Origin of the sequence: Pseudomonas sp. B19125 (assembly GCF_044218855.1) — a bacterium.
GTDB classification, from domain to species: Bacteria; Pseudomonadota; Gammaproteobacteria; order Pseudomonadales; family Pseudomonadaceae; genus Aquipseudomonas; species Aquipseudomonas edaphica.
On sequence record NZ_CP162589.1, the window covers coordinates 5,880,301 to 5,903,485 of the forward strand.

Sequence of the window (23,185 nt, forward strand, 5' to 3'; positions counted from 1 at the left end):
CGATGAGCGCGACGGCAAGGCAGCTTCCCGCTCACCCGAATTTCCCTCGACTTATTTCCAGGGCTCTACACTGGGAATCTGTTTAAAGCCGCTGACTTCAGCGGCTTTTTTTTGCCGTAAAAAAAGGCCAGGCACACCCCCACGACATTGGCCGTTTTCGATTGACCAAAGGAGCTAAACCGGTGAAGAACTCGCTGACGTTCACCCCGTTATTCCTCGCGATTGCAGCAACGATCGTCCCCCTTGCCCACGCGGCAGACTCGACCCCCGCTGACGGTTTCGTCGAAGGCTCAAACCTGAAGATCAACACCCGCAACTACTACATGAACCGCGACCGCCGCGACACTCACACCGATGACAGCAAAGAATGGGGCCAGGGTTTCATCGGCACATTCGAATCCGGCTACACCCAAGGCACCGTCGGCTTTGGCCTGGACCTCAATGCCATGCTCGGCCTCAAGCTCGACGGCGGCGGTGGCACTGACGGTTCCAGCATCCTCCCTTACGGCAGCGGCAACGGCAAAGCGCCTGGCTCGTTCTCCACCGCGGGCGGCACTTTGAAAATGCGTGCCTTCGACACCGAACTCAAAGCCGGCGACCTGTTCCTCAACAACCCGGTGATCGCCGGCGGCATGACCCGCATGTTGCCGCAGACGTTCCGGGGTGTGAGCCTGGCCAACCACAGCTTCGACGGCTGGATGTTCGAAGGCGGCCAGGCCAGCTTTACCAAACTCTACAACCAGAGCGGCCACCGACGCATCGGCACCAGCTACGGCACCCTGCCCGCCAACGCCGACAGCCAACACCTGAACTGGGCCGGTGTGTCCTTCAGCGGCGTCCCGGGCCTGACCAGCAACCTGTACGCCTCCGAACTCAAGGATGTATGGCACCAGTACTACTACGACCTGGACTACACCTACGCGCTGAACGATCTTGTCAGCCTCAACCCAGGCCTGCACTACTACCACACCCAGGACACCGGCCAGTCGTTGCTCGGCAGCATCGACAACAACACTTACAGCCTGCATTTCACCGTAGGTGTTGGTCACCACAGCGTCACTGCCGCGTACCAGCGGGTCAACGGCAACACGCCGTTCGACTACATCACCCAGGGCGACAGCGTGTACCTGGACAATTCCCAGCAATACTCGGACTTCAACGGCCCCAACGAGCGCTCGTGGAAGCTCAAGTACGCCTACGACTTTGCAGGTCTCGGCATGCCCGGGCTGACGTCCGCCGTGTCGTATATCAGCGGCAAGACCGACCTGACCAAGGTCGACCCCAACAGCCGCGGCTACAGCGCCTGGTACAGCGCCGACGGCAAAGACGCCAAGCACTGGGAACGCGACATCGACGTGAAGTACGTGGTGCAAGGCGGCAAAGCCAAGGACCTGGCCGTGCGCCTGCAATGGGCAACCAACCGCGGTGGCAATGGCTACTCGGCGGTGGACCGGGATGTGGATGAATACCGCGTGATTGTGGATTACCCGATCAACGTGTTTTAGGCATAAATCTGCCAGACGATGAATAGCTGATGTGGGAGCTGGATTGTGTGGGAGCTGGCTTGCCTGCGATAGCATCGCTGCGGTGTTATAGATGTACCGAGGTGTCTGCATCGCAGGCAAGCCAGCTCCCACCAAACCTGCGATTGCCTACTACGCTATTGGCATCCTCGAAGCAGAAGTACGCCCGATGAGCCCAAGTCTCTACCGACCCACCCCTCGCCCGGAACGCTTGCTGATCCTGGGCAGTTGCCTCACGGTCTTTGTGATCGTGGCGATCGTCACCGCGCTGCTGATTCGCGAACATGCCAACACCTTGCAGACCGCCAAGCGCACCGCCAATAACATCACCCAACTGATCGACGCCGATGTGCTGCGTAACGTCGAACTCTATGACATGGCCCTCAAGGGCCTGATCGCCGCCACCGAACGCAGCGACCTGCAGGGTGTGTCCGCCAGTATCCGCCATCTGGTGCTGTTCGATCGCTCTGCCGCTGCACCCTTCAAGGGCGACATTCTGTTGCTGGACCCCAGTGGTGAAGTAATCGCCGACTCCTCGCTGCTCACACCCAAGACCGGCAACTTCGCTGATCGCGATTATTTTCAGGCACACCGCAAAAACCCCGACCTGGGGCTGTATATCAGCCGCCCATTCCTGGCCCGTTGCGTGTGTGATGACCAGTGGCGCATCGCATTCAGCCGCCGCGTGTCATCGCCGGACGGGCGCTTCCTGGGCGTGGCGGTGGCCTCGATGCGCCTGTCGTACTTCCAACAGTTGTTCAGCGGCCTGAACATCGGAAGCAACGGCACCATCAACCTGATCAACCACCAAGGCATCCTGCTGGCGCAACAACCGCTGCTGGAAGTGGACATGATCGACAAGGACTTGAGCCAGCGGCCCAATGTCGCGCGTATGCTGCGTGAACGCGACGGCAGCTTTCGGGGCGTCTCCAGCGTCGACAACCAGCCACGGCTCTATAGTTTCTCGAATGTGGGCAGCTTGCCCTTAATTGTCGCGGTGGCGTTGTCCAGCGATGAAATCTTTGCCCCATGGCGGCGTGCCGCGTGGCTGGTCAGCATAGCAACGGGCGTGTTGTGCATCGGCCTGCTGTGGCTGACCTGGATGCTGAGCAAGGAGCTGCGTCGCCGTCATCGTGCCGAACAAGTGCTGTCAGAACTGGCAGCCACCGACGCCCTCACCGGCCTTGCCAACCGCCGTACCCTGGACCAGCGCCTGCGCCTGGAATGGGACCGCGCACAACGCTCAACCGAGCCGCTGAGCCTGCTGATGATCGACGTGGATCACTTCAAGGCCTTCAACGACCTGCATGGCCATCACGGCGGCGATGAAGCATTGCGCGCGGTTGCCCAAGTGATCGAAGACAACATCCGCCGCCCGGCTGACCTGGCAGCGCGCTACGGTGGCGAAGAGTTTGCAGTGGTGCTGCCACATACCGACGCCAAGGGTGCCTGGTTGATTGCCGAACATATCCGCAGCAGCGTCGAGCATTTGCCACGGGTGGCCGGTGCCGACGGGCCTATTACAGTGAGTATCGGCATGAGCACCTGGCAAAAGCGCAGCCGCATGGCACTTGAGGACTTGCTGCTCAATGCTGATCAGGCGCTGTATGAGGCCAAGCACACCGGGCGCAACCGCATTGTGGAGGCTGCGGCCCGCTAGGTGATCGTTCCCACGCTCCGCGTCACTAGTGTCCGGTAAAAACCAAAGGGGGAGCTTGCTCCCCCTTGTTGTTCGCGACTGTCAGTCATAATCGGATTTTTCAGACTCGATTTTGACCCATGTTTACCAGTACCCGTTTAGCCCACCTACTCAGTGCGATCCCGCGCCAGTTCTTTCGGCAATCCACCGAAAAGCACCAGGCTGATCGCTACGTCAAACGCTGCACGAGCTGGCAATTGCTGGTGACACTGGTCAGCGGCCATATAACCCAAGCCTTAAGCCTGCGGTCCTTGGCCACTTTTTCCGAAACGCTAAGTCCGCATAGTTACCATCTTAAAGCGGGGCCCGTCGCCCGATCGACCCTGTCAGATGCTTTGAACAAGCGAAACTACCGGCCATTCCAGGATCTTTGCCAATTGCTGTTGAGCGGCATCAGCCGCCAACAGCGCAAAGAAGTCGGTGCCATGATTAGCCTGCTTGATTCCACGTCAATCACTTTGCGCGGACCTCACTTTGATGACTGGACAGCCTCCACGAAAACCCGCATCACGCAGGGCCTGAAAGTACATGTCGGACTAGATTTGGCGCAGTTGGCCCCGGTGTACGTCAACATCACTCCTGCCAACGTCAACGACCTGAGCGATGCGCTGGAAATGCCGATTCAGGTCGGCATGACGTATGTCTTTGACAAGGGATATTGCGATTACAACTGGTGGCACCAGTTGCAGACCAAAGGAGCCTTTTTCGTCACCCGCCTGAAAAAAAACGCCAATATCAAAGTGCTGCACAAGCACTCGATCGCAGCCGAGCAAAGCCCCGTCATGACCGACGAAGTCATCCTGTTCGGAAAAAAGCATCTAGGCGGCAAGCGTCTTAATGACTACCGAGAAACGCCGGCAAGACGCGTGGTGGTAGAACGCGAGGGACATGCCACGCCGTTAATCCTGGTGACCAATGACTTCGTAAGATCAGCCGAAGAAATCGCGGGATTGTATAAAGATCGCTGGAAGATCGAGCTGTTTTTCAAGTGGGTCAAGCAACATCTGAAACTCAAACGCTTCTACGCATTCTCTGAAAACGCCGTGCGTCTGCAGATTTACAGTGCCTTGATCAGCTACTTGTTATTGCACCTTTACCATCGTCGCTCAGAATTTACCGGTTCGTTGTTTGAGCTGACGGTTCGCATATCTCATGTCCTGCACGAACGGCCCGCGACGCCAGAATTGAGGGATCGACGAAGGCAGGAGCGAGAAAAGCTGAAGGCTGCCCAAGGCAGCCTTCAGCTATGAAACATGTTTACCGGACACTAGTGACGCTCCGCGTGGGAACGATCGGCATAAAAAAAAGGCCACCCGAAGGTGGCCTTTCAAAACTAAAGAAAGAGAGTTGTTACTTACACCGCCGCAACGGGACGCATGTAAGAGATCGGTGCGGTGCTGGCATCTTCGAAGGTCACGACTTCCCAAGCGTCTGTCTGCTCAATCAACTTGCGCAGCAGCTGGTTGTTAAGGGCGTGGCCCGACTTGAAGCCTTTGAACTCGCCTATCAGGCTATTGCCCAGCAGGTAGAGGTCACCGATTGCATCGAGGATCTTGTGCTTCACGAATTCGTCTTCATAGCGAAGGCCGTCTTCGTTCAGTACACCATCCGCGTCGACCACAATGGCGTTTTCAACGCTGCCGCCGAGTGCGAGGTTGTGCTTGCGCAGGTACTCGATGTCACTCATGAAACCAAAGGTACGGGCGCGGCTGACTTCTTTTACGAACGAAGTGCTGGAAAAATCCACGCTTGCACTTTGGGTGCGGTCACGGAATACCGGGTGATCGAAATCGATCTCAAAGCTCACTTTAAAGCCTTCGAACGGGACGAAGGTGGCGCGCTTGTCGCCGTCTTCTACTGTCACTTCCCGCAGAATGCGAATGAACTTCTTGGCTGCGTCCTGTTCTTCCAGGCCGGCAGATTGAATCAAGAATACGAAGGGTCCAGCGCTGCCATCCATGATGGGGACTTCGGACGCGGAGAGCTCGACGTAGGCGTTATCGATGCCCAGGCCAGCCATGGCCGAGAGCAAGTGCTCCACCGTGTCCACTTTGACGTCACCGTTGACCAACGTGGTCGACATCGTGGTTTCGCCAACATTTTCCGCGCGAGCAGGAATCTGCACCACAGGGTCCAGGTCGGCACGAACAAACACGATGCCGGTGTCGACAGGTGCGGGCTTGAGGGTCAGGTATACCTTCTCCCCGGAGTGCAGACCTACACCTGTGGCACGGATAATATTCTTCAGGGTGCGTTGTTTAATCATGGCTTGGACCGCTTCAGCGCAAATTGCGAACTGGTATCAACAAAGGCTGGCGATAATAACAGACCAGACCTTTGCTGAACACCAATCACCTTCATAGCCCTGATACATTCCATTAATCGGCCTGACGACGCAAGAATGCCGGGATGTCCAGGTAGTCCAGGTCATCTTGCGGATTCGGGCTACGGGACGCCGCAGCACCGGCCTGAGCCTGGTTGCGCATCACGGTCGGACGGTCCAGGTCACGATAGTTCACAGACGGCAGTTCCTGGCGCGCAGGCGCTGGAGCGGCAGCTTGCTGGCTGGCGTGGCTGTTGTGGCCGGTGTGAACGGTATTGTCGATGACCTTTACAGGCTTCTCGATTTTTGCGCCCAGGCCGGTGGCAACCACGGTCACGTGCAGTTCGTCGCGCATGTCCGGGTCGATAACGGTACCGACTTTGACCATCGCGTGCTCGGAAGCGAAGGCTTCGATGATGCTACCCACGTCGGAGTACTCACCCAGGGACAGGTCAGGGCCGGCGGTGATGTTCACCAGGATGCCGCGTGCACCTTGCAGGTTCACGTCTTCGAGCAACGGGTTGCGGATCGCCGCTTCAGTGGCTTCGCGTGCACGGTTCGGACCGCTGGCGCAGCCAGTGCCCATCATCGCCATGCCCATTTCGCTCATCACGGTACGCACGTCGGCAAAGTCGACGTTGATCATGCCTGGGCGCTTGATGATGTCGGAGATACCGCGAACGGCACCGGCCAGTACATCGTCAGCCTTGGCGAATGCGGACAGCAGGCTTGCGTCCTTGCCCAGGATGGTCAGCAGCTTCTCGTTGGGGATGGTGATCAACGAGTCGACGCTTTCAGACAGCAGACGGATACCTTCGTCGGCGATCTGCATGCGCTTGCGACCTTCGAACGGGAACGGACGCGTCACGACAGCAACGGTCAGAATCCCCATTTCCTTGGCCACTTCGGCAATGATCGGAGCAGCACCGGTACCGGTACCGCCGCCCATGCCGGTGGTGATGAACACCATGTTGGTGCCTTGCAGCACTTCCGCAATACGCTCGCGGTCTTCCAGCGCGGCTTGACGGCCGACTTCCGGGTTGGCGCCAGCGCCGAGGCCCTTGGTCACGGCTGTGCCCAATTGCAGGATGGTCCGCGCGCCGATGCTTTTCAGCGCCTGGGCATCAGTGTTGGCGCAGATGAATTCAACGCCTTCAATGTTGCTCTTGACCATGTGATTGACAGCGTTGCCGCCGCCACCGCCAACACCGATTACTTTGATAACCGGGCTTGCGGGGATGTTGTCTACGAGTTCGAACATGTTCCCTCTCCTTTCGTTTTCTCTAGTTTTTTCGCCTACTACTTACTGCGGTGTTGCGGTAAATCTTTAGAAATTGCCTTTTACCCAAGCCTGCAACCGCTCGAACAACGGCGCTTTGGCTTCATCGTCGCCGCCACGGTAGCTGTCACGGATGCTCGGGCCCGACAGGGAAATGCCGTCGGTCTGCTTTTGCAGCCCGTACAACAGCAAGCCCACGCCGGTGGAATAAATCGGGTTGCGCACTACGTCGCCCAGGCCTTTGACGCCATGGGGCACGCCCAGGCGCACTGGCATATGGAAGATTTCCTCGGCCAGTTCGACCGCGCCTTCCATCTTCGAGGTGCCACCGGTCAGCACGATGCCGGCCGGGATCAAATCTTCGTAGCCGCTGCGGCGCAGCTCAGCCTGGATCAGGGTGAACAGCTCGTCGTAGCGTGGTTCGACCACTTCGGCCAGGGCCTGGCGCGACAGTTCGCGCGGTGGACGGTCGCCCACGCTCGGCACCTTGATGGTTTCACCGGCACCGGCCAGTTTGGCCAGGGCGCAGGCGTAGCGGATCTTGATTTCTTCGGCGTACTGGGTCGGTGTACGCAGCGCCATGGCGATGTCGTTGGTGACCTGGTCGCCCGCAATCGGGATCACGGCGGTGTGACGGATCGCACCTTCGGTGAAGATCGCGATGTCGGTGGTGCCACCGCCGATGTCGACCAGGCACACGCCCAGCTCTTTTTCGTCGTCGGTGAGTACTGAGTAGGCCGAGGCCAACTGCTCAAGAATGATGTCGTCGATTTCCAGGCCGCAGCGGCGCACGCATTTTTCAATGTTCTGTGCGGCGTTGACGGCACAGGTCACCACGTGAACCTTGGCTTCCAGGCGCACGCCCGACATGCCCAGCGGCTCACGCACGCCTTCCTGGTTATCGATCACGTAGTCCTGCGGCAAGGTGTGCAGCACGCGCTGGTCAGCCGGGATCGCCACGGCCTGGGCGGCGTCGAGTACGCGTTCAAGGTCGGCCGAGCTGACTTCACGATCACGGATCGCCACGATGCCGTGGGAGTTCAGGCTACGGATATGGTTGCCGGCCACGCCGACGAACGCCGAGTGAATCCGGCAACCGGCCATCAGCTGCGCTTCTTCAATGGCGCGCTGGATCGACTGCACGGTGGACTCGATGTTCACCACCACGCCCTTCTTCAGGCCCCGGGACGGATGCGTGCCGATACCGACGATTTCGATCACACCGTCTTCCCCGACCTCGCCGACCAGCGCCACCACCTTGGAGGTGCCGATATCGAGACCGACGATCATTTTTCCGCTTTGCACGTTTGCCATGGGTCCTGCCTCTTCTTAATTCTTCGCGACAGCGGGTTTGGCTGTCGTCGGCGCAGCTGGTTCACGCCAGCCGACGGCCAGGCCGTTGGCGTAACGCAGGTCGACGCTCGCAATGTTCGTAATCTGTTCTTTCAAGGTCTTGTCGTAGATGGCAATAAAGCGGCGCATCTTTTCCACCAAGCGGTCGCGTCCCAGCAACAACTCGATGCCCGGGCCGGAACTGCCTGCCCCGGTGGTCAAAAACCAGCTGCCCCGCTCACGCAATTCCAGGCGTGCGATGGAGAAACCCAGTGGCCGCAGCATCTGGCTCAGCGCCTGGTACTGCTGCATCACTTGCTGCTGCGCCCGCTGTGGCCCGAACAACTGCGGCAGGTGCTCATAGTTGGCCACCTCACGCGGCGCGAACGCCTGGCCCTGGTTGTTCAACAGTGCGCCATCGCCCCAACGGGCCACGGGCAGTTGTTCTTCCAGGCGGATCGTCACCTGGTCCGGCCATACACGGCGGACTTCGGCGTGAGCGATCCACGGCATCTGTTCCAGTTCTGCGCGCATACCGGCCAGGTCGATGGTAAAGAAGCTCGCCGCCAGGTACGGGCCGATGCGCTGCTGTACCGCTTGCTGGCTGATGTAGCTCAAGTCGCCCTGCACGCTGATCTTGGTGATCGGCCGGTCGGCATACGGCAACAGGCGTTGTGCGCCCTCGTAAGTACCGAAGCCCAACGCCACCAGCAACACCGGCCAGAACAGCGCTTTAAGAAAACCAAAGTTGGCTTTCGGCAGGCGCGCCGACATCGGCTCTTTAGCCACCATTCGGCTGGCACCTCGAGGCACCGGCTTGCGGCTGGGCACTGGAGGTTGCTGATGACGAAGCGATGCGCCGTTCATGGGGTTAGCCTCTTGGCTCAATGCTTGCGGCCAGGATCGCCAGCACTAACTGCTGGAAGTCCAGACCGGCAGCACGGGCTGCCATAGGTACCAGGCTGTGATCGGTCATGCCGGGAGCGGTGTTGACTTCAAGGAACCAGAAATTCCCTTGGTCATCCTGCATCACGTCTGCCCGCGCCCAACCGGCGATACCCAGTGCCTCACAGGCTTTCGCCGTGAGGTCCATCAATTCCTGTTCCTTGGTTGCGTCGAGGCCACACGGGATCCGGTACTGAGTATCGGAAGCCACGTACTTGGCGTCGTAGTCGTAAAAGGTGTGGGGCGTGCCCAATGCGATAGGTGGCAATACCTGGCCACGCAGGGTGGCGATGGTGTACTCGGGACCCTGGATCCACTGTTCCACCAACACTTGCGAATCATAGGTACTTGCCGCTTTCCATGCGTCGATCAATTCGGCGGCCGAGTTCACTTTGGCCATGCCGATACTTGAGCCTTCATGGGCAGGTTTGACGATCAAAGGCAGGCCCAGTTCCTTGGCTGCAGAAATACAATCGTCTTCGCTGCACAGCACGCTGTGACGTGGGGTTGGAATACCCAGGCTGTGCCACACCTGCTTGGTGCGCAACTTGTCCATGGCCAGTGCCGAAGCGAGGATTCCGCTGCCGGTGTAAGGGATGCCAGCGCACTCGAGCAAGCCTTGCATGCTGCCGTCTTCACCGCCACGGCCGTGCAGAATGATGAAGGCACGGTCGATCTTCTCGGCCTGCAAGCGGGCAAGGAAATCATCGCCCACATCGATACCGAATGCGTTTACGCCGGCGCTTTGCAGCGCTTCCAGTACGGCATTGCCGGACTTGAGCGAGACTTCGCGCTCAGCGCTCTTGCCGCCGAACAATACCGCTACGCGGCCGAAGTCGGCAGGCGTGATGGTCGAGAACAGGGTGTCGTAATGCGTGATCATTTCGACTTCCCCTTTGCAGCCGCAAACAGCGGGCTGGCGAGCAGCTTGGGCGCAAGGCCACCGATATCACCGGCGCCCTGGCACAGCAGGATGTCACCGGCACGCAGCAGCGGCTTGACGATCGGCGCCAGGTCCACACCGCGCTCGATGTAGATCGGGTCCAACTGGCCACGCTGTCGGATGCTGTTGCACAGCTTGCGGCTGTCGGCGCCCGGAATCGGCTCTTCACCGGCCGGGTAGACTTCCATCAGCAGCAGCACGTTGGCATCGGCCAATACATTCACAAAGTCGTCGTACAGGTCGCGGGTGCGGCTGTAGCGATGCGGCTGGTAAACCATCACCAGACGGCGCTCCGGCCAGCCACCGCGCACGGCTTTAATAACGGCTGCAACTTCAGTTGGGTGGTGACCGTAGTCGTCCACCAGCATCACGTCGCCGCCTTCTACCGGCAGTTGACCGTAGACCTGGAAGCGCCGGCCGACACCGGCAAAACGCGACAGGCCTTCGACGATGGCTTCATCGCTGACGCCTTCATCGGAAGCAATGCAAATGGTCGCCAGCGAGTTCAATACGTTGTGGTTGCCCGGCATGTTCACCGATACGTCCAACGGCTCGCGGTCAGGGCGCAGCACGGTGAAGAAGGTTTGCATGCCTTCCTGGCGCACATTGATCGCGCGCACGTCGGCGTCTTCGCTGAAGCCGTAGGTCACGGTTGGGCGTTTGACCGATGGCAGGATCTCACGCACCACCGGATCGTCCAGGCACACCACGGCCAAACCGTAGAACGGCAGGTTGTGCAGGAACTCGACGAAGGTTTTCTTCAACTTGTTGAAGTCACCGTCGTAGGTGGCCATGTGGTCTTCGTCGATGTTGGTCACCACAGCGACCAGCGGCTGCAGGTGCAGGAAGCTCGCATCACTTTCATCGGCTTCGGCGATCAGGTAACGGCTGGTGCCGAGCTGGGCATTGGTGCCGGCTGCATTCAGGCGGCCACCAATCACGAAGGTCGGGTCCAGGCCACCGGCGGCGAACACCGAGGCGATCAGGCTGGTGGTGGTGGTTTTGCCGTGTGTACCGGCCACGGCGATACCGTGGCGATAGCGCATCAGCTCGGCCAGCATCTCGGCGCGTGGCACCACTGGAATACGGCGCTCAAGGGCGGTGGCCACTTCCGGGTTGGAGGTGTTCACGGCGCTGGACACTACCAGCACGTCAGCCTCGGCGGCGTTCTCGGCGCGGTGGCCGATAAAGATCTGTGCGCCGAAGGTTTTCAGGCGATCGGTCACCGGCGACTCTTTCAAGTCCGAGCCGGATACCTGATAACCCAGGTTCAGCAGTACTTCGGCAATCCCGCACATGCCCACGCCGCCGATGCCGACGAAGTGGATACGACGGATGCGGCGCATTTCGGGCTGCGGCATGGCTTTCTGATTCTCAACCATGGGCCACCTCCAGGCAGATATCGACCACGGTGCGGGTTGCGTCAGGTTTAGCCAGGCGGCTTGCGGTGCTCGCCATGCTGTTGAGTCGTTCCGGTTGCATCAAAACCTCGGTCAGGCGTGCGGCCAAATCGGCGGCGCCAGTCGTTCTTTGCGGCAGCAGGAAGGCAGCGCCCTCCCCGGCCAAATATTCGGCGTTGCGGGTCTGGTGATCGTCGATGGCGTGGGGCAAAGGCACCAGCAAGGACGGCAGACCGGCGGCGGCCAGTTCACTGACGGTCAGCGCACCAGCGCGACAGACCACCAGGTCGGCCCAGCCATAGGCATGGGCCATGTCTTTGATGAAAGGCTGTACGTTCGCCTCGACACCGGCCTCGCGATAGCGGGCAGCGGTGATTTCATCGTGGTTTTTACCGGCCTGGTGGAACACTTCGGGACGCAGGTCCACGGGCAGCAGCGCCAAGGCTTCGGGCAGCAATTTGTTCAACGGCTCCGCGCCCAGGCTTCCGCCCAGGATCAGCAAGTGTGGCTTACGGCCCTCCAGCGCCTGACGGGCAATGGCCATGAACAGTTCGGTGCGCACCGGGTTGCCGGTGGTACGCAACTTGTCCGAGGCGCCAAAGGTCTTCGGGAACGCCTCGCACACTCGGCTGGCCAACGGCACCAACAGGCGGTTGGCAGTGCCGGCAACGGCGTTCTGTTCGTGCACGATCACCGGTACGCCGGCGAGCTTGGCGGCAACACCACCAGGGCCAGTCACATAACCACCAAACCCCAGCACGCACACCGGCTTCAACTCACGAATCACTTTGCGCGCCTGCCACACCGCCTTGAGCAACACGAACGGCGCCTTGAGCAGGGACAACTTGCCCTTGCCACGCAAGCCAGTGACGTTGATCAAGTGCAGCGGCAAGCCGACATTCGGGACCAATTCGTTTTCGATGCCACGTGGCGTACCGAGCCAATGCACGGTGTAGCCACGGTTCTGGAATTCGCGCGCGCAAGCCAGGGCCGGGAACACATGGCCCCCGGTGCCGCCTGCCATGATCAGCACGTTAGCGCCCATGGTCCGGCTCCTCGGCAAAATCGCTCTCGCTGAATTCCATCTCTTCGCTGCCCAGGTGGGTGCGACTCTCCCACTCGATGCGCAGCAGCAAGCCCAGGCACACGCAGCAGATAACCAACGAGCTGCCGCCGTAGCTGAGAAACGGCAGGGTCAAACCCTTGGTCGGCAAGCGACCGATGTTTACCCCGATGTTGATCAGCACCTGACCAATCCACAAAAACGCCAAGCCGTAGGCGACATAAGCTGCGAAAAACTGCTTGGCTTTCTCGGCCCAAAGACCGATGTAAAGCGCCCGTACGCAGACGAACATGAACAGTGCAACGGTGCACAGGGAACCCACGGCACCGAGTTCTTCGGCCAGCACGGAGAACACGAAGTCGGTATGCGCTTCCGGCAGGTAAAACTGCTTCTGCACGCTATTGCCCAGCCCAACACCCAGCCATCCGCCGCGACCAAAGGCGATCAGCGCCTGGGTCAACTGGTAGCCGGAGCCGAACTGATCGGACCAGGGGTCGGTAAAGGTAATCAGGCGCGCCATACGGTACGGTTGTGCTTCCACCAGCAGGTAAACCGCGACCACCGCCAGCACCACCATCATGGCGAACCGGAACAAGCCCACACCGCCGAGAAACAGCATCGCCGCCGCCGCGCCCATCATTACGACGGTGGCACCGAAGTCGGGCTCCATCAGCAACAGGCCAGCCATGGGCAGCAGCACGATGAACGGCTTGAAGAAGCCCATCCAGCTTTCGCGTACTTCTTTCTGGCGACGGACCAGGTAACCGGCGAGGTAGATCACCACGAACACCTTGGCGATTTCCGACGGCTGCACGTTAAACGCGCCGAAGCCGATCCAGCGCATCGAACCGTTCACCTCACGGCCGATGCCGGGCAGGATCACCATGATCAACAAACCAAACGCGCCGATCAGCATCAGCCAACCCAGGCGCTGCCAGGTAGCGATGGGGATCATCATGGTGACGATGCAGGCGCCGAGACCGATCACCAGGTACACCAGGTGACGGATCATCATGTACAGGGTGTTGCCCGACTGCACTGCGGCCACTTCCGAGGACGCCGAAGTGATCATGACCAACCCCAGACCCAGCAGCGCCAGGCAGCCGGCGAGCATTGGGAAGTCGAGGTCGATACCGCGACCGGTGATGATCGGCGATGGGTACGGCTTGATGATATTTCTGAAATTCATGCCAAGGCCTCCACGGCGCGAGCGAACAGCTGGCCGCGCTCTTCGTAGTTCTTGAACATGTCGAAACTGGCGCACGCCGGCGACAGCAACACCGCATCCCCCGGCTGGGCCAGGGCCTTGCATTGGGCAATCGCATCGTCCAGCGAGGTGGCGCGTACCTGCGGTACCGCGTCGCCCAACGCGGCGGCGATCAAGTCCGCGTCACGGCCGATCAGCACCACGGCGCGGCAATGTGCAGCCACCGGGCCTTTAAGGTCTTTGAAGTCGGCACCCTTGCCGTCGCCACCGGCGATCAGCACAAGCTTGCCGTCGATATCAGCGCCGAGCCCTTCGATGGCAGCCAGTGCGGCACCCACGTTGGTGGCCTTGGAATCGTTGTAGTAGCTCACGCCATTGAGGTCGCGTACCCACTGGCAGCGATGCTCGAGGCCGCCGAAGGTGCGCAGGCTCGACAGCATCGCATCAAATGGCAGGCCGACGGCGTGACCCAACGCCAGGGCCGCCAATGCATTGGATTGGTTGTGCGCGCCACGGATTTTCAATTCACGTACCGGCATCAGGTTCTGGAATTCGAAAGCCAGGTATTTCTCGCCGTTCTCTTCGCGAATGCCGAAGGCTTTGAAATCCGGTTTGCCCAGGCCAAAGGTCCAGCAGGGCATGCCTTCGCCCATCAGCGGACGGCTCAGGGCATCTTGGCGGTTGACCACAAATTGCCTGGCACCACGGAAAATCCGGTGCTTGGCCAGGTGGTACGCCGGCAGGCCGCTGTAGCGGTCCATGTGGTCTTCACTCACGTTCAACACGGTGGCGACTTCAGCCCCCAGATCGTGGGTGGTTTCGAGCTGGAAGCTCGACAGTTCCATCACGTACAACTCGATGTCGTCGCTGAGCAGGTCCAGCGCTGGCGTGCCGAGGTTACCGCCCACGGCCACGCGCTTGCCGGCCGCAGCCGCCATCTCGCCGACCAGGGTGGTCACGGTGCTTTTCGCGTTGGAGCCGCTGATGGCCACGATCGGTGCCTTCGCATAGCGCGCAAACAGGTCGATGTCGCCGGACAGCTTCACGCCACGCGCCGCTGCCGCTTGCAGGGCCGGTGTCGCCAGGGCCAGGCCGGGGCTCACGTAGAGCTCATCGGCGCGGCACAGAAACTCGACATCCAGCTCGCCACAACGCACTTCCACGTGCGGGTAGTCACGGCGCAGCGTGACCAGCTCCGGTGGATTTTCCCGCGTGTCGGCCACGGCAAACGACGTGCCCCGGTTCGCGAGGAAGCGAACCAGGGACATGCCGCTCTTGCCGAGGCCGACAACGATGCGGAAGTGGTCTGAAGCGATCAGGGACACTCGTTTCTACCTCAGTTTCAGGGTGGCAAGGCCGACCAGTACCAGAATCACGGTGATGATCCAGAAACGGACAATCACACGCGGCTCGGGCCAGCCCTTGAGTTCAAAGTGGTGATGAATCGGCGCCATGCGGAACACGCGGCGCCCGGTCAATTTGAAGGAGGCCACCTGGATGACCACCGACAGGGTTTCCATCACGAACACACCGCCCATGATGAACAACACGATTTCCTGGCGGACGATCACCGCGATGGTGCCCAAGGCTGCGCCCAGCGCCAGCGCGCCGACGTCGCCCATGAAGACTTGTGCGGGATAGGTGTTGAACCACAGGAAGCCCAGGCCGGCACCGATCAGCGCGCCGCAGAACACGATCAACTCACCTGCGCCCGGCACATACGGGATCAGCAGGTATTCAGCGAATTTCACGTTACCCGACAGGTAGCAGAAGATACCGAGCGCACCGCCGACCATCACGGTCGGCATGATTGCCAGACCGTCGAGGCCATCAGTCAGGTTCACCGCGTTGCTGGAGCCGACGATCACAAAGTAGGTCAGCACCACAAAGCCAACGCCCAGTGGAATGCTGGCGTCCTTGAGCATCGGAATGATCAAGGTGGTTTCGACGGCGCTTGGCGCGGTCATGTACAGGAAGATCGCAGCGCCAAGGCCAAACACCGACTGCCAGAAGTACTTCCAGCGGCTGGGCAAACCCTTGGAGTTTTTCTCGATCACTTTGCGGTAGTCATCGACCCAGCCGATCGCGCCGAACAACAGGGTCACCAGCAGCACCGTCCACACGTAGCGGTTATGCAGGTCGGCCCACAGCAAGGTGCTGATACCGATGGAAGACAGGATCAGCGCACCGCCCATGGTCGGGGTGCCGGATTTGGACAGGTGCGACTGCGGGCCGTCATTACGAACCGATTGACCAATTTGCAGGTTCTGCAGGGTGCGGATCATCCACGGCCCCAGGAACAGCGACAAAGACAGCGCAGTCAGCACACCCAGGATCCCGCGCAGGGTCAGGTACTGAAAGACCGCGAAGCCTTTGTGGAACTGTTGCAGATACTCAGCCAGCAGCAGCAGCATTAATGTTTCTCCGTACTTGAGCCACACAAGGCCGCGACGACGTTTTCCATCACCGCGCTGCGCGATCCCTTGATCAAAATGGTTGTGTGTTTGTCGTGTTCAGCCGCCACCAGTGCCTGGATCAGCTCGGCCTGGGTAGCGAAATGCCGCGCACCGAGGCCGAAGGCGTCAACGGCGTGGGCCATGTTCGGGCCAACGGCGTAAAGCGCGTCGACTTTACCGCTCGCGTAGGCGCCGACTTCACGGTGGGACTGCTCGGCCCAGTCGCCCAATTCGGCGATATCGCCCAGCACCAGCACCTTGCGCCCGGCGAAGCTTTTAAGCAGGTCAATAGCGGCGCAGACGGAGGACTGGTTGGCGTTGTAGGTGTCATCAATCACACGCATGCCATTGGTCGCCAGTTGTGCCACGGTGCGGCCTTTGACCGGCTGCACCGCGCCCAGGCCGGTAGCGATACCGAACAGCGATACGCCCAGGGCGGAGGCGGCAGCGGCGGCGGCCAAGGCATTGGCGACGTTATGGTTGCCCAGCAGGTTCAGTTGCACGTGCTCGCTGCCTTGCGGTGTGTGCAAGGTGAAGGACGGGCAACCACGGGCGTCGACGGTGATGTCGGCTGCGTGGAAATCAGCCGCCGCGTTGAGCACGGCAAACGTCAGCACCTTGCGACCGGCGGCGCGCACACGCCAGGTCTCGAAGGCCTTGTCGTCAAGGTTCAATACTGCGGTGCCCGAGGCATCAAGGCCTTCGAGGATTTCGCCCTTGGCTTCGACGATTTTTTCCGGGCCACCGAACTCGCCCACGTGGGCGGTGCCCGCATTGTTGATAATTGCCACGTGAGGCTTGGTCAGCGCCACGGTGTAAGCAATTTCGCCGACGCGCGAAGCGCCCAGCTCGATTACCGCCGCCGTGTGTTCCGGGGCCAGTTCGAGCAGGGTCAATGGAGCGCCGAAATCATTGTTCAGGTTGCCACGGGTGGCGAGCACCGGCCCGCGTGTGCGCAGCACGCCGGCAAGCAGTTCCTTGACCGTGGTTTTGCCGCTGGAGCCAGTGATGGCGGCAACGGGCTTATCAAATGCGGCGCGGTTCAGCGCGCCCAACAGCCCGAGGGCCAGGCGGGTATCGGCGACCAGCAATTGCGGCAGCGTCGAGTCCGTGACTTCACGCTGCACCAAGGCACCCACGGCACCTTTGGCGGCTACTTCGTTCAGGTAGTCGTGCCCATCGAAACGCGGGCCGGCCAGTGCAATAAACAGCTGCCCCGGCTTGATGTTGCGACTGTCGATACTGACGCCGTCGAAGCTGCAATCGCTCGACACTACGCGGGCCGACAAGGCCTGGGTCAGTTCGCTGAACTTCATCGCTTTAAGCATGGGCGACCTCCCAGGCAGTCAGGGCGTGATCAGCCTCGACCAGATCGGAGAAGGCATGGCGTTCGCCGTTGATTTCCTGGTAGTCCTCGTGACCTTTACCAGCCAGTACCACCACGTCCTCAGCACTGGCGCTGGCGATCAGCTGGGCAATGGCGGCGCCGCGACCGGCAACGAAGGTGGCCTTGGTGGCGTCTTTAAAGCCGACACGGATGTCGTCGAAAATCTGGTTCGGGTCTTCGCTGCGTGGGTTGTCGTCGGTCACGAGCACGCCATCGGCCAGGCGCTCGACGATTTCAGCCATCAGCGGGCGCTTGCCGCGATCACGGTCACCGCCGCAGCCGAACAGGCAGAGCAATTTGCCCTTGGCGTGTGGGCGCAGGGCTTCGAGGACTTTTTCCAGCGCGTCCGGAGTGTGGGCGTAATCGACCACCACCAGTGGCTGAGAGCCGCCACCCAAACGCTGCATACGGCCGGCCGGGCCTTCGAGTTTGGGCAGCACGCGCAGGATTTCGTCCAGGGCGTAATCCAGGCCAAGCAATGCGCCAACAGCCGCGAGCACGTTGCTCAGGTTGAAACGCCCAAGCAAGGTGCTGCGCAAGTGGTGTTCGCCCTGGGGCGTGACCAGCGTGGCGAGCACGCCTTCGTCATTAAATTGGGCTTCACGGCAATACAGATACGCGCTGGAATCTTCCAGGCTGTAGGTGATCAGGCGTGCTTCGCTGTCTTCGGCAGCCAGTTGGCGACCGAATGCGTCATCCAGGTTTACCACCCGGCACTTCAGGTCATTCCAGGCGAACAGCTTGGCCTTGGCGGCGGCGTACGCCTCCATGGTGCCGTGGTAGTCGAGGTGGTCGCGAGACAGGTTGGTCATCACCGCCACGTCAAACGCCAAGGCAGTCACACGGCCCTGGTCCAGACCGTGGGATGACACTTCCATGGCAACTGCCTTGGCACCGGCCTTTTTCAGGTCGGCCAGGGTCGCTTGCACGGCGATCGGGTTCGGCGTGGTGTGCAGGCCGCTTTGCAGCGCACCGTAAAAACCCGTGCCCAGGGTGCCGACAATGCCGCAATGCTGGCCCAGCAGGTCGAGTGCCTGCGCAACCAATTGGGTCACGCTGGTCTTGCCGTTGGTGCCAGTCACACCGATCAGGTTCAACTGACGGCTCGGGTCACCATAAAAACGCCCGGCGATGTCCGACAGTTGCGCGGCCAGGCCCTTGACCGGAATCAAGGGCACGTCGGTGATCGGCAGCACGGTGGCGCCTTCCACTTCATAAGCCACGGCGGCCGCGCCTCGTTGCAGGGCATCGGCGATATGTGCACGGCCATCGAGCTTGCCGCCGGGCACCGCCAGGAACAGATCACCGGCGCGTACATTACGGCTGTCCAGGCTCAATTCACGAATCAGCAGATCGCGTCCGGCGTGGGCAAAAATCTTGTTCAGGCTAAGAGACATCAGCCGCGCCCTCCATTGGCTTTGACAGCTGCGGCCGGTGGTCCTGCGTTCGCTTGTTGAGTCGGCGGCAGGTTGTCCGGCGTGATATTCATCAGGCGCAGGGTGCCGGACATCACTTTGCTGAATACCGGAGCCGACACCAGGCCACCGAAGTAGCCGGCCTTGCTCGGTTCATCAATCACTACGACGATGGCGTAGCGCGGATCGCTCATCGGACCGAAGCCGGCGAACAGCGAGCGGTAAGAGTTTTCGGCGTAGCCCTTGGTGCCGACCGAGGTTTTACGTGCAGTACCGGACTTGCCGGCCACGTGATAAGCCGGCACCTGTGCCCGGAACACACCGCGCGGGGCTTCGATCACTTGTTGCAGCATGCCTTGTATGGTCTTGGCGACTTTTTCCGGGATTACCTGAGTGGCTTTCGGCGCTTCGTCGACGTGGATCAAGCTCAGTGGAACCATACGGCCATTATTGGCCAATACAGAGAAAGCATGGGCCAGCTGGATCGCGGTTACCGACAGGCCGTAGCCGTAGGAGAGCGTGGCAGTCTCGGCTTTTTTCCAGTCGCGGTAGTTCGGCAGGTTGCCCACGCGCTCGCCTGGGAAATCCAGGCCGGTGGGTTGGCCCAAGCCGATTTTTTGCGCCAGGTGATAGATGGTTTCGCCGCCGATATCGAAGGCGACCTTACTCATGCCGACGTTACTGGAGTTGATCAGGATACCTGTCAAATCCAACACCGGCCCTTCGCTGCGGGACACGTCACGAATGGTGTATTTGCCCAACTGCAAGGTGCCTGGGTAAACCTCGACCTTGTCGCTCGGCTTCCAGCGCCCGGTTTCCAGTGCGGCACTCATGGAAATGGCTTTCATGGTCGAACCCGGCTCGAACACGTCGATCATGGCGCGGTTACGCATCATCGCCGGTTGCAGGTTGCGACGGTTGTTCGGGTTGTAGGTCGGCTGGTTGACCATGGCGAGGATCTCGCCGGTCTTGACGTCCATGATCACCAGGCTACCGGCCTTGGCGCCGTTCTCGATGATCGCGTTACGCAGCTCGCGGTTGGCCAGGTACTGCAGGCGCAGGTCAATCGACAACGCCAAGGGCTTACCGGCCTTGGCGTTTTTGGTCACCTGGACATCTTTAATCAGTCTGCCGCGTCGATCCTTGATGACCTGCCGTTTGCCGGGCACGCCGGCCAGCCATTCGTCGTAGGCCAGCTCCACACCTTCACGGCCGTGGTCATCAATGTCGGTAAAGCCAACCATATGCGCGGTGGTTTCACCCGCCGGGTAGAAACGACGAAACTCCTCGATGCCATAGACACCGGGGACTTTAAGGTCGAGCACTTGCTGGCCCTGCTCAGGCGTCAGCCCACGCACCAGATAGATGAATTCCTTGTTGGCCTGGGCTTCCAGACGCTCGCTCAAGGCTTTAGGGTCCTGGCCCAGCGCGGCAGCCAGCTCAGGCCATTTGTCCTTGGCGGTTTGCAGCTCCTTGGCATTGGCCCACAGGGTGGTCACCGGCGTACTCACGGCCAGAGGCTCGCCGTTACGGTCGGTGATCAGGCCGCGGTGCGCAGGAATCGGGATATGCCGCAGGCTACGGGCATTACCCTCGCCGATCAGGAAGTCGCGGTCGATCACTTGCAGGTCGATAATCCGCCATGCAATCGCGCCGGCCATCAAAGCCAAGATGCCGAGCATCAGGCGAAAGCGCCACGGGTAAAGTGCACCTTCAAGTTTCATCATGGCGCCACCATCCGCACTTCGGCCGCACCAGGAATGTGCATTTTCAGCTGTTCGGTGGCCAGCACTTCGATACGGCTATGGGCCGTCCAGGTGCTTTGCTCAAGGATCAACCGGCCCCATTCCGCCTGCGCTTTGTCACGCACGCTCAATTCCCCGTACAGGGTGTTAAGCAATTGACGGTTGTAGTGGGCGCTGTAAGACACCGCAATTGCGGACACCAGCACGCCGACAAACAACAGCAACATAAAGAAGCTGCCGCCCGGGAGGGGCTTGGCGAAAAGCTTGCTCACCGCAGCTTCTCCGCGACGCGCATAACGGCGCTACGGGAACGTGGGTTGGCCTTGAGTTCGGCTTCGGAGGCGAACTGCGCTTTGCCATGGATTTTGATTTTCGGCACAAAGGCTTCGAAACGCACCGGCAGGTTGCGCGGCAGGTTATCGGACTCGCCCTTGACCAGACGACGCATGAACAGTTTGACGATGCGGTCTTCCAGGGAGTGGAAGCTGATCACCACCAGGCGACCACCCACTTCCAAGGCATCCAGTGCGGCTTCGAGGCCGGCTTCCAGATCGCCCAGTTCGTTATTGACGTGAATGCGCAAACCCTGGAACGCACGGGTTGCCGGGTTCTTGCCCTTTTCCCACGCAGGGTTTGCGACCTTGAGCACTTCAGCCAGGTCGGCGGTGCGCTCGAACGGCTGGATTTCACGGCGCTCAACCACGGCACGGGCCATGCGGCCGGCGAAGCGTTCTTCGCCGTATTCCTTGAACACGCGGGTAATTTCTTCATGGGGCGCAGTGGCGATGAACTGCGCAGCGCTGATGCCACGAGTCGGGTCCATGCGCATGTCGAGAGGGCCGTCGTTCATGAAACTGAAGCCGCGCTCGGGGTCGTCAAGCTGTGGCGAAGATACGCCCAAGTCGAGCAAAACCCCGGCTACCTTACCTGCCATGCCGCGCTCGGCGACTTCGGCACCCAGCTCGGCAAAGCTGCGCTGCACAACGACAAAGCGGCCGTCTTCGGCCGCTAGCGCTTGCCCGGTGGCAATCGCTTGAGGGTCTTTGTCGAACCCGAGGAGTTTACCGTCGGAGCCGAGCTGGCTGAGTATCAACCGGCTGTGCCCGCCCCTGCCGAAGGTGCCATCCACATAGCAGCCATCCGCGCGTACGGCGAGAGCCTCAACGGCTTCGTCAAGCAGTACGGTGATGTGGTTAAAGCCGCTATCAATAGTCACAGGATCAAATCACGCAGTTCATCAGGCATAGCGCCCGGTTGTTGAATAGCAGCCAGGTCTGCTGCAGAAACAGCATCCCAGGCATCTTCGTCCCACAATTGGAACTTGTTCAGTTGGCCCACCAGCATTGCGCGCTTATCCAGCTTGGCGTACTCGCGCAAGCGCGGCGGCACTAGGAAACGACCACTGCCATCGAGTTCAAGGTCGACGGCATTACCGATCAGCAGACGCTGCAGGCGGCGGTTTTCTTCACGCAATGAAGGCAGAGCGCGCAACTTGGTTTCGATCAACTCCCACTCATCGAGGGGGTAAACACACAAACAAGGGTCAACGGCGTCAATCGTGATGATTAACTGGCCTGAACTTCGCGAAATGAGCTCGTCACGATACCGGCTCGGCATGGCGAGACGGCCTTTTGCATCGAGACTGATAGCGTTAGCTCCGCGAAACACAGATGCGTTTCTCCAAATTTTAGCGTTTTACGTTCAAAAAACCCACTTTGTGCCACTTTCCGCCACTTGCGCACACTATAGGAATGCGCCCACCACACCGTCAAGGCGCGGATTCAAGGAAAAGCCTTACAGAACGGAGATTTAGGAACGTAAAAGGAGGAGAAACGCGAGTTTGGCGATGTTTTTGACTCAGCAACCGCAAATAGCTCATGGAGCTACGGCTTAAAGTTAAAGTAATTTATTAAGAGTAAGATTTTTTTGGTATTACGAAGATGCATCTGCCAATGATTTGGCAGGGAGGGATTCTTGCGTTACTACCGGTTTTCTGCCCGAGATTCGGGCAGAAGGAAAAAAGGTGGAGAGTCGATCTGTAAGCCGGGTTCTGTCTTGAACAGTCATTCGTCTACGATGGCCATCACTGGACATCTTTAGCAACCTACCCGGTCCCAGCGCGGGCCACGCCTTGGGACCCTATTTGGTCTTGCTCCAAGTGGGGTTTACCTAGCCACGAACTGTTGCCAGTCGTGCGGTGCGCTCTTACCGCACCTTTTCACCCTTACCGGCACCGAAGTGCTTAGGCGGTTATTTTCTGTGGCACTTTCCGTAGGCTCACGCCTCCCAGGCATTACCTGGCACTTCGCCCTATGGAGCCCGGACTTTCCTCCCCCCCCTAATTTTCATAGAGGGCAGCGACTGTCCAATCGACTCTCCGCCGCGCAGGTTAACGGCACGACGGCTTGAGGACAAGTATTAAAAGTGCAGCAATGCCATCACGTTCGGACGGGATACCGGCGTAACCC

The 23,185-nt window shown here is 60.1% G+C and carries 19 protein-coding genes and 1 other RNA gene; 3 read left to right on the forward strand and 17 right to left on the reverse strand.

The annotated features are described in order from the left end of the window. Positions 1-182: 182 nt before the first annotated feature. The 3 genes from AB4P96_RS26865 to AB4P96_RS26875 all read left to right on the forward strand — a co-directional run bounded on the left by AB4P96_RS26865 (position 183) and on the right by AB4P96_RS26875 (position 4,472). Complete coding sequence (locus AB4P96_RS26865) at positions 183-1,505, forward strand: OprD family porin (RefSeq protein WP_395600305.1); 1,323 nt, start codon at positions 183-185, stop codon at positions 1,503-1,505. Between the two features lie 187 nt (positions 1,506-1,692). Beyond that, on the forward strand, positions 1,693-3,183 hold the full coding sequence (locus AB4P96_RS26870; protein ID WP_026013783.1) for a diguanylate cyclase: 1,491 nt from the start codon (positions 1,693-1,695) through the stop codon (positions 3,181-3,183). Between the two features lie 119 nt (positions 3,184-3,302). Further along, positions 3,303-4,472: an IS4 family transposase gene (locus AB4P96_RS26875; RefSeq protein ID WP_099549335.1), complete on the forward strand. Its 1,170-nt coding sequence runs from the start codon at positions 3,303-3,305 to the stop codon at positions 4,470-4,472. A gap of 104 nt (positions 4,473-4,576) precedes the next feature. Here the strand turns inward: AB4P96_RS26875 and lpxC are convergent, their stop codons facing one another. The 17 genes from lpxC to rnpB all read right to left on the reverse strand — a co-directional run bounded on the left by lpxC (position 4,577) and on the right by rnpB (position 23,094). Further along, positions 4,577-5,488: a UDP-3-O-acyl-N-acetylglucosamine deacetylase gene (lpxC, locus tag AB4P96_RS26880; protein WP_003171886.1), complete on the reverse strand. Its 912-nt coding sequence runs from the start codon at positions 5,486-5,488 to the stop codon at positions 4,577-4,579. Positions 5,489-5,600: 112 nt separating this feature from the next. Continuing rightward, complete coding sequence (gene ftsZ, locus AB4P96_RS26885; protein WP_017138180.1) at positions 5,601-6,806, reverse strand: cell division protein FtsZ; 1,206 nt, start codon at positions 6,804-6,806, stop codon at positions 5,601-5,603. 66 nt (positions 6,807-6,872) lie between these two features. Further along, positions 6,873-8,138, reverse strand: a complete 1,266-nt coding sequence (gene ftsA, locus AB4P96_RS26890; protein ID WP_017138181.1) for a cell division protein FtsA — start codon at positions 8,136-8,138, stop codon at positions 6,873-6,875. A gap of 15 nt (positions 8,139-8,153) precedes the next feature. Then, positions 8,154-9,023, reverse strand: coding sequence for a cell division protein FtsQ/DivIB (locus AB4P96_RS26895; protein WP_017138182.1), 870 nt, complete (start codon positions 9,021-9,023; stop codon positions 8,154-8,156). A gap of 4 nt (positions 9,024-9,027) precedes the next feature. Next, positions 9,028-9,984, reverse strand: a complete 957-nt coding sequence (locus AB4P96_RS26900; protein ID WP_017138183.1) for a D-alanine--D-alanine ligase — start codon at positions 9,982-9,984, stop codon at positions 9,028-9,030. Continuing rightward, positions 9,981-11,426, reverse strand: a complete 1,446-nt coding sequence (gene murC / locus AB4P96_RS26905) for a UDP-N-acetylmuramate--L-alanine ligase (RefSeq protein WP_017138184.1) — start codon at positions 11,424-11,426, stop codon at positions 9,981-9,983. Before murC ends, AB4P96_RS26900 begins: the two co-directional genes overlap by 4 nt. Then, positions 11,419-12,489 (reverse strand): undecaprenyldiphospho-muramoylpentapeptide beta-N-acetylglucosaminyltransferase, encoded by a 1,071-nt coding sequence (gene murG / locus AB4P96_RS26910; RefSeq protein WP_395600306.1) that lies wholly within the window; start codon positions 12,487-12,489, stop codon positions 11,419-11,421. Before murG ends, murC begins: the two co-directional genes overlap by 8 nt. Continuing rightward, positions 12,479-13,696, reverse strand: a complete 1,218-nt coding sequence (gene ftsW, locus AB4P96_RS26915; protein WP_020372698.1) for a putative lipid II flippase FtsW — start codon at positions 13,694-13,696, stop codon at positions 12,479-12,481. Before ftsW ends, murG begins: the two co-directional genes overlap by 11 nt. After that, on the reverse strand, positions 13,693-15,039 hold the full coding sequence (gene murD, locus AB4P96_RS26920) for a UDP-N-acetylmuramoyl-L-alanine--D-glutamate ligase (protein ID WP_017138187.1): 1,347 nt from the start codon (positions 15,037-15,039) through the stop codon (positions 13,693-13,695). Before murD ends, ftsW begins: the two co-directional genes overlap by 4 nt. Before the next feature lie 6 nt (positions 15,040-15,045). Next, positions 15,046-16,128, reverse strand: coding sequence for a phospho-N-acetylmuramoyl-pentapeptide-transferase (gene mraY, locus AB4P96_RS26925; protein ID WP_017138188.1), 1,083 nt, complete (start codon positions 16,126-16,128; stop codon positions 15,046-15,048). Beyond that, complete coding sequence (murF, locus tag AB4P96_RS26930; protein ID WP_017138189.1) at positions 16,128-17,498, reverse strand: UDP-N-acetylmuramoyl-tripeptide--D-alanyl-D-alanine ligase; 1,371 nt, start codon at positions 17,496-17,498, stop codon at positions 16,128-16,130. Before murF ends, mraY begins: the two co-directional genes overlap by 1 nt. After that, positions 17,491-18,954, reverse strand: a complete 1,464-nt coding sequence (locus tag AB4P96_RS26935) for a UDP-N-acetylmuramoyl-L-alanyl-D-glutamate--2,6-diaminopimelate ligase (RefSeq protein WP_017138190.1) — start codon at positions 18,952-18,954, stop codon at positions 17,491-17,493. The genes murF and AB4P96_RS26935 overlap by 8 nt, the downstream gene beginning before the upstream one ends. After that, positions 18,954-20,696 carry a penicillin-binding protein 2 gene (locus AB4P96_RS26940; RefSeq protein WP_169986985.1) on the reverse strand — a complete coding sequence of 581 codons (1,743 nt, stop codon included), beginning with the start codon at positions 20,694-20,696 and terminating at the stop codon, positions 18,954-18,956. Before AB4P96_RS26940 ends, AB4P96_RS26935 begins: the two co-directional genes overlap by 1 nt. Then, entirely contained in the window at positions 20,696-20,989 is a 294-nt protein-coding gene (gene ftsL, locus AB4P96_RS26945) for a cell division protein FtsL (protein WP_003216203.1), read from the reverse strand. Before ftsL ends, AB4P96_RS26940 begins: the two co-directional genes overlap by 1 nt. Then, positions 20,986-21,933: a 16S rRNA (cytosine(1402)-N(4))-methyltransferase RsmH gene (gene rsmH / locus AB4P96_RS26950; protein ID WP_017138192.1), complete on the reverse strand. Its 948-nt coding sequence runs from the start codon at positions 21,931-21,933 to the stop codon at positions 20,986-20,988. The genes ftsL and rsmH overlap by 4 nt, the downstream gene beginning before the upstream one ends. Beyond that, the gene (gene mraZ, locus AB4P96_RS26955) at positions 21,930-22,385 is read right to left on the reverse strand and encodes a division/cell wall cluster transcriptional repressor MraZ (protein WP_003171868.1); all 456 of its coding nucleotides are present in this window, start codon (positions 22,383-22,385) and stop codon (positions 21,930-21,932) included. The genes rsmH and mraZ overlap by 4 nt, the downstream gene beginning before the upstream one ends. Positions 22,386-22,740: 355 nt before the next feature. Next, positions 22,741-23,094, reverse strand: an RNA gene (rnpB, locus tag AB4P96_RS26960) — RNase P RNA component class A. Positions 23,095-23,185: the final 91 nt, after the last annotated feature.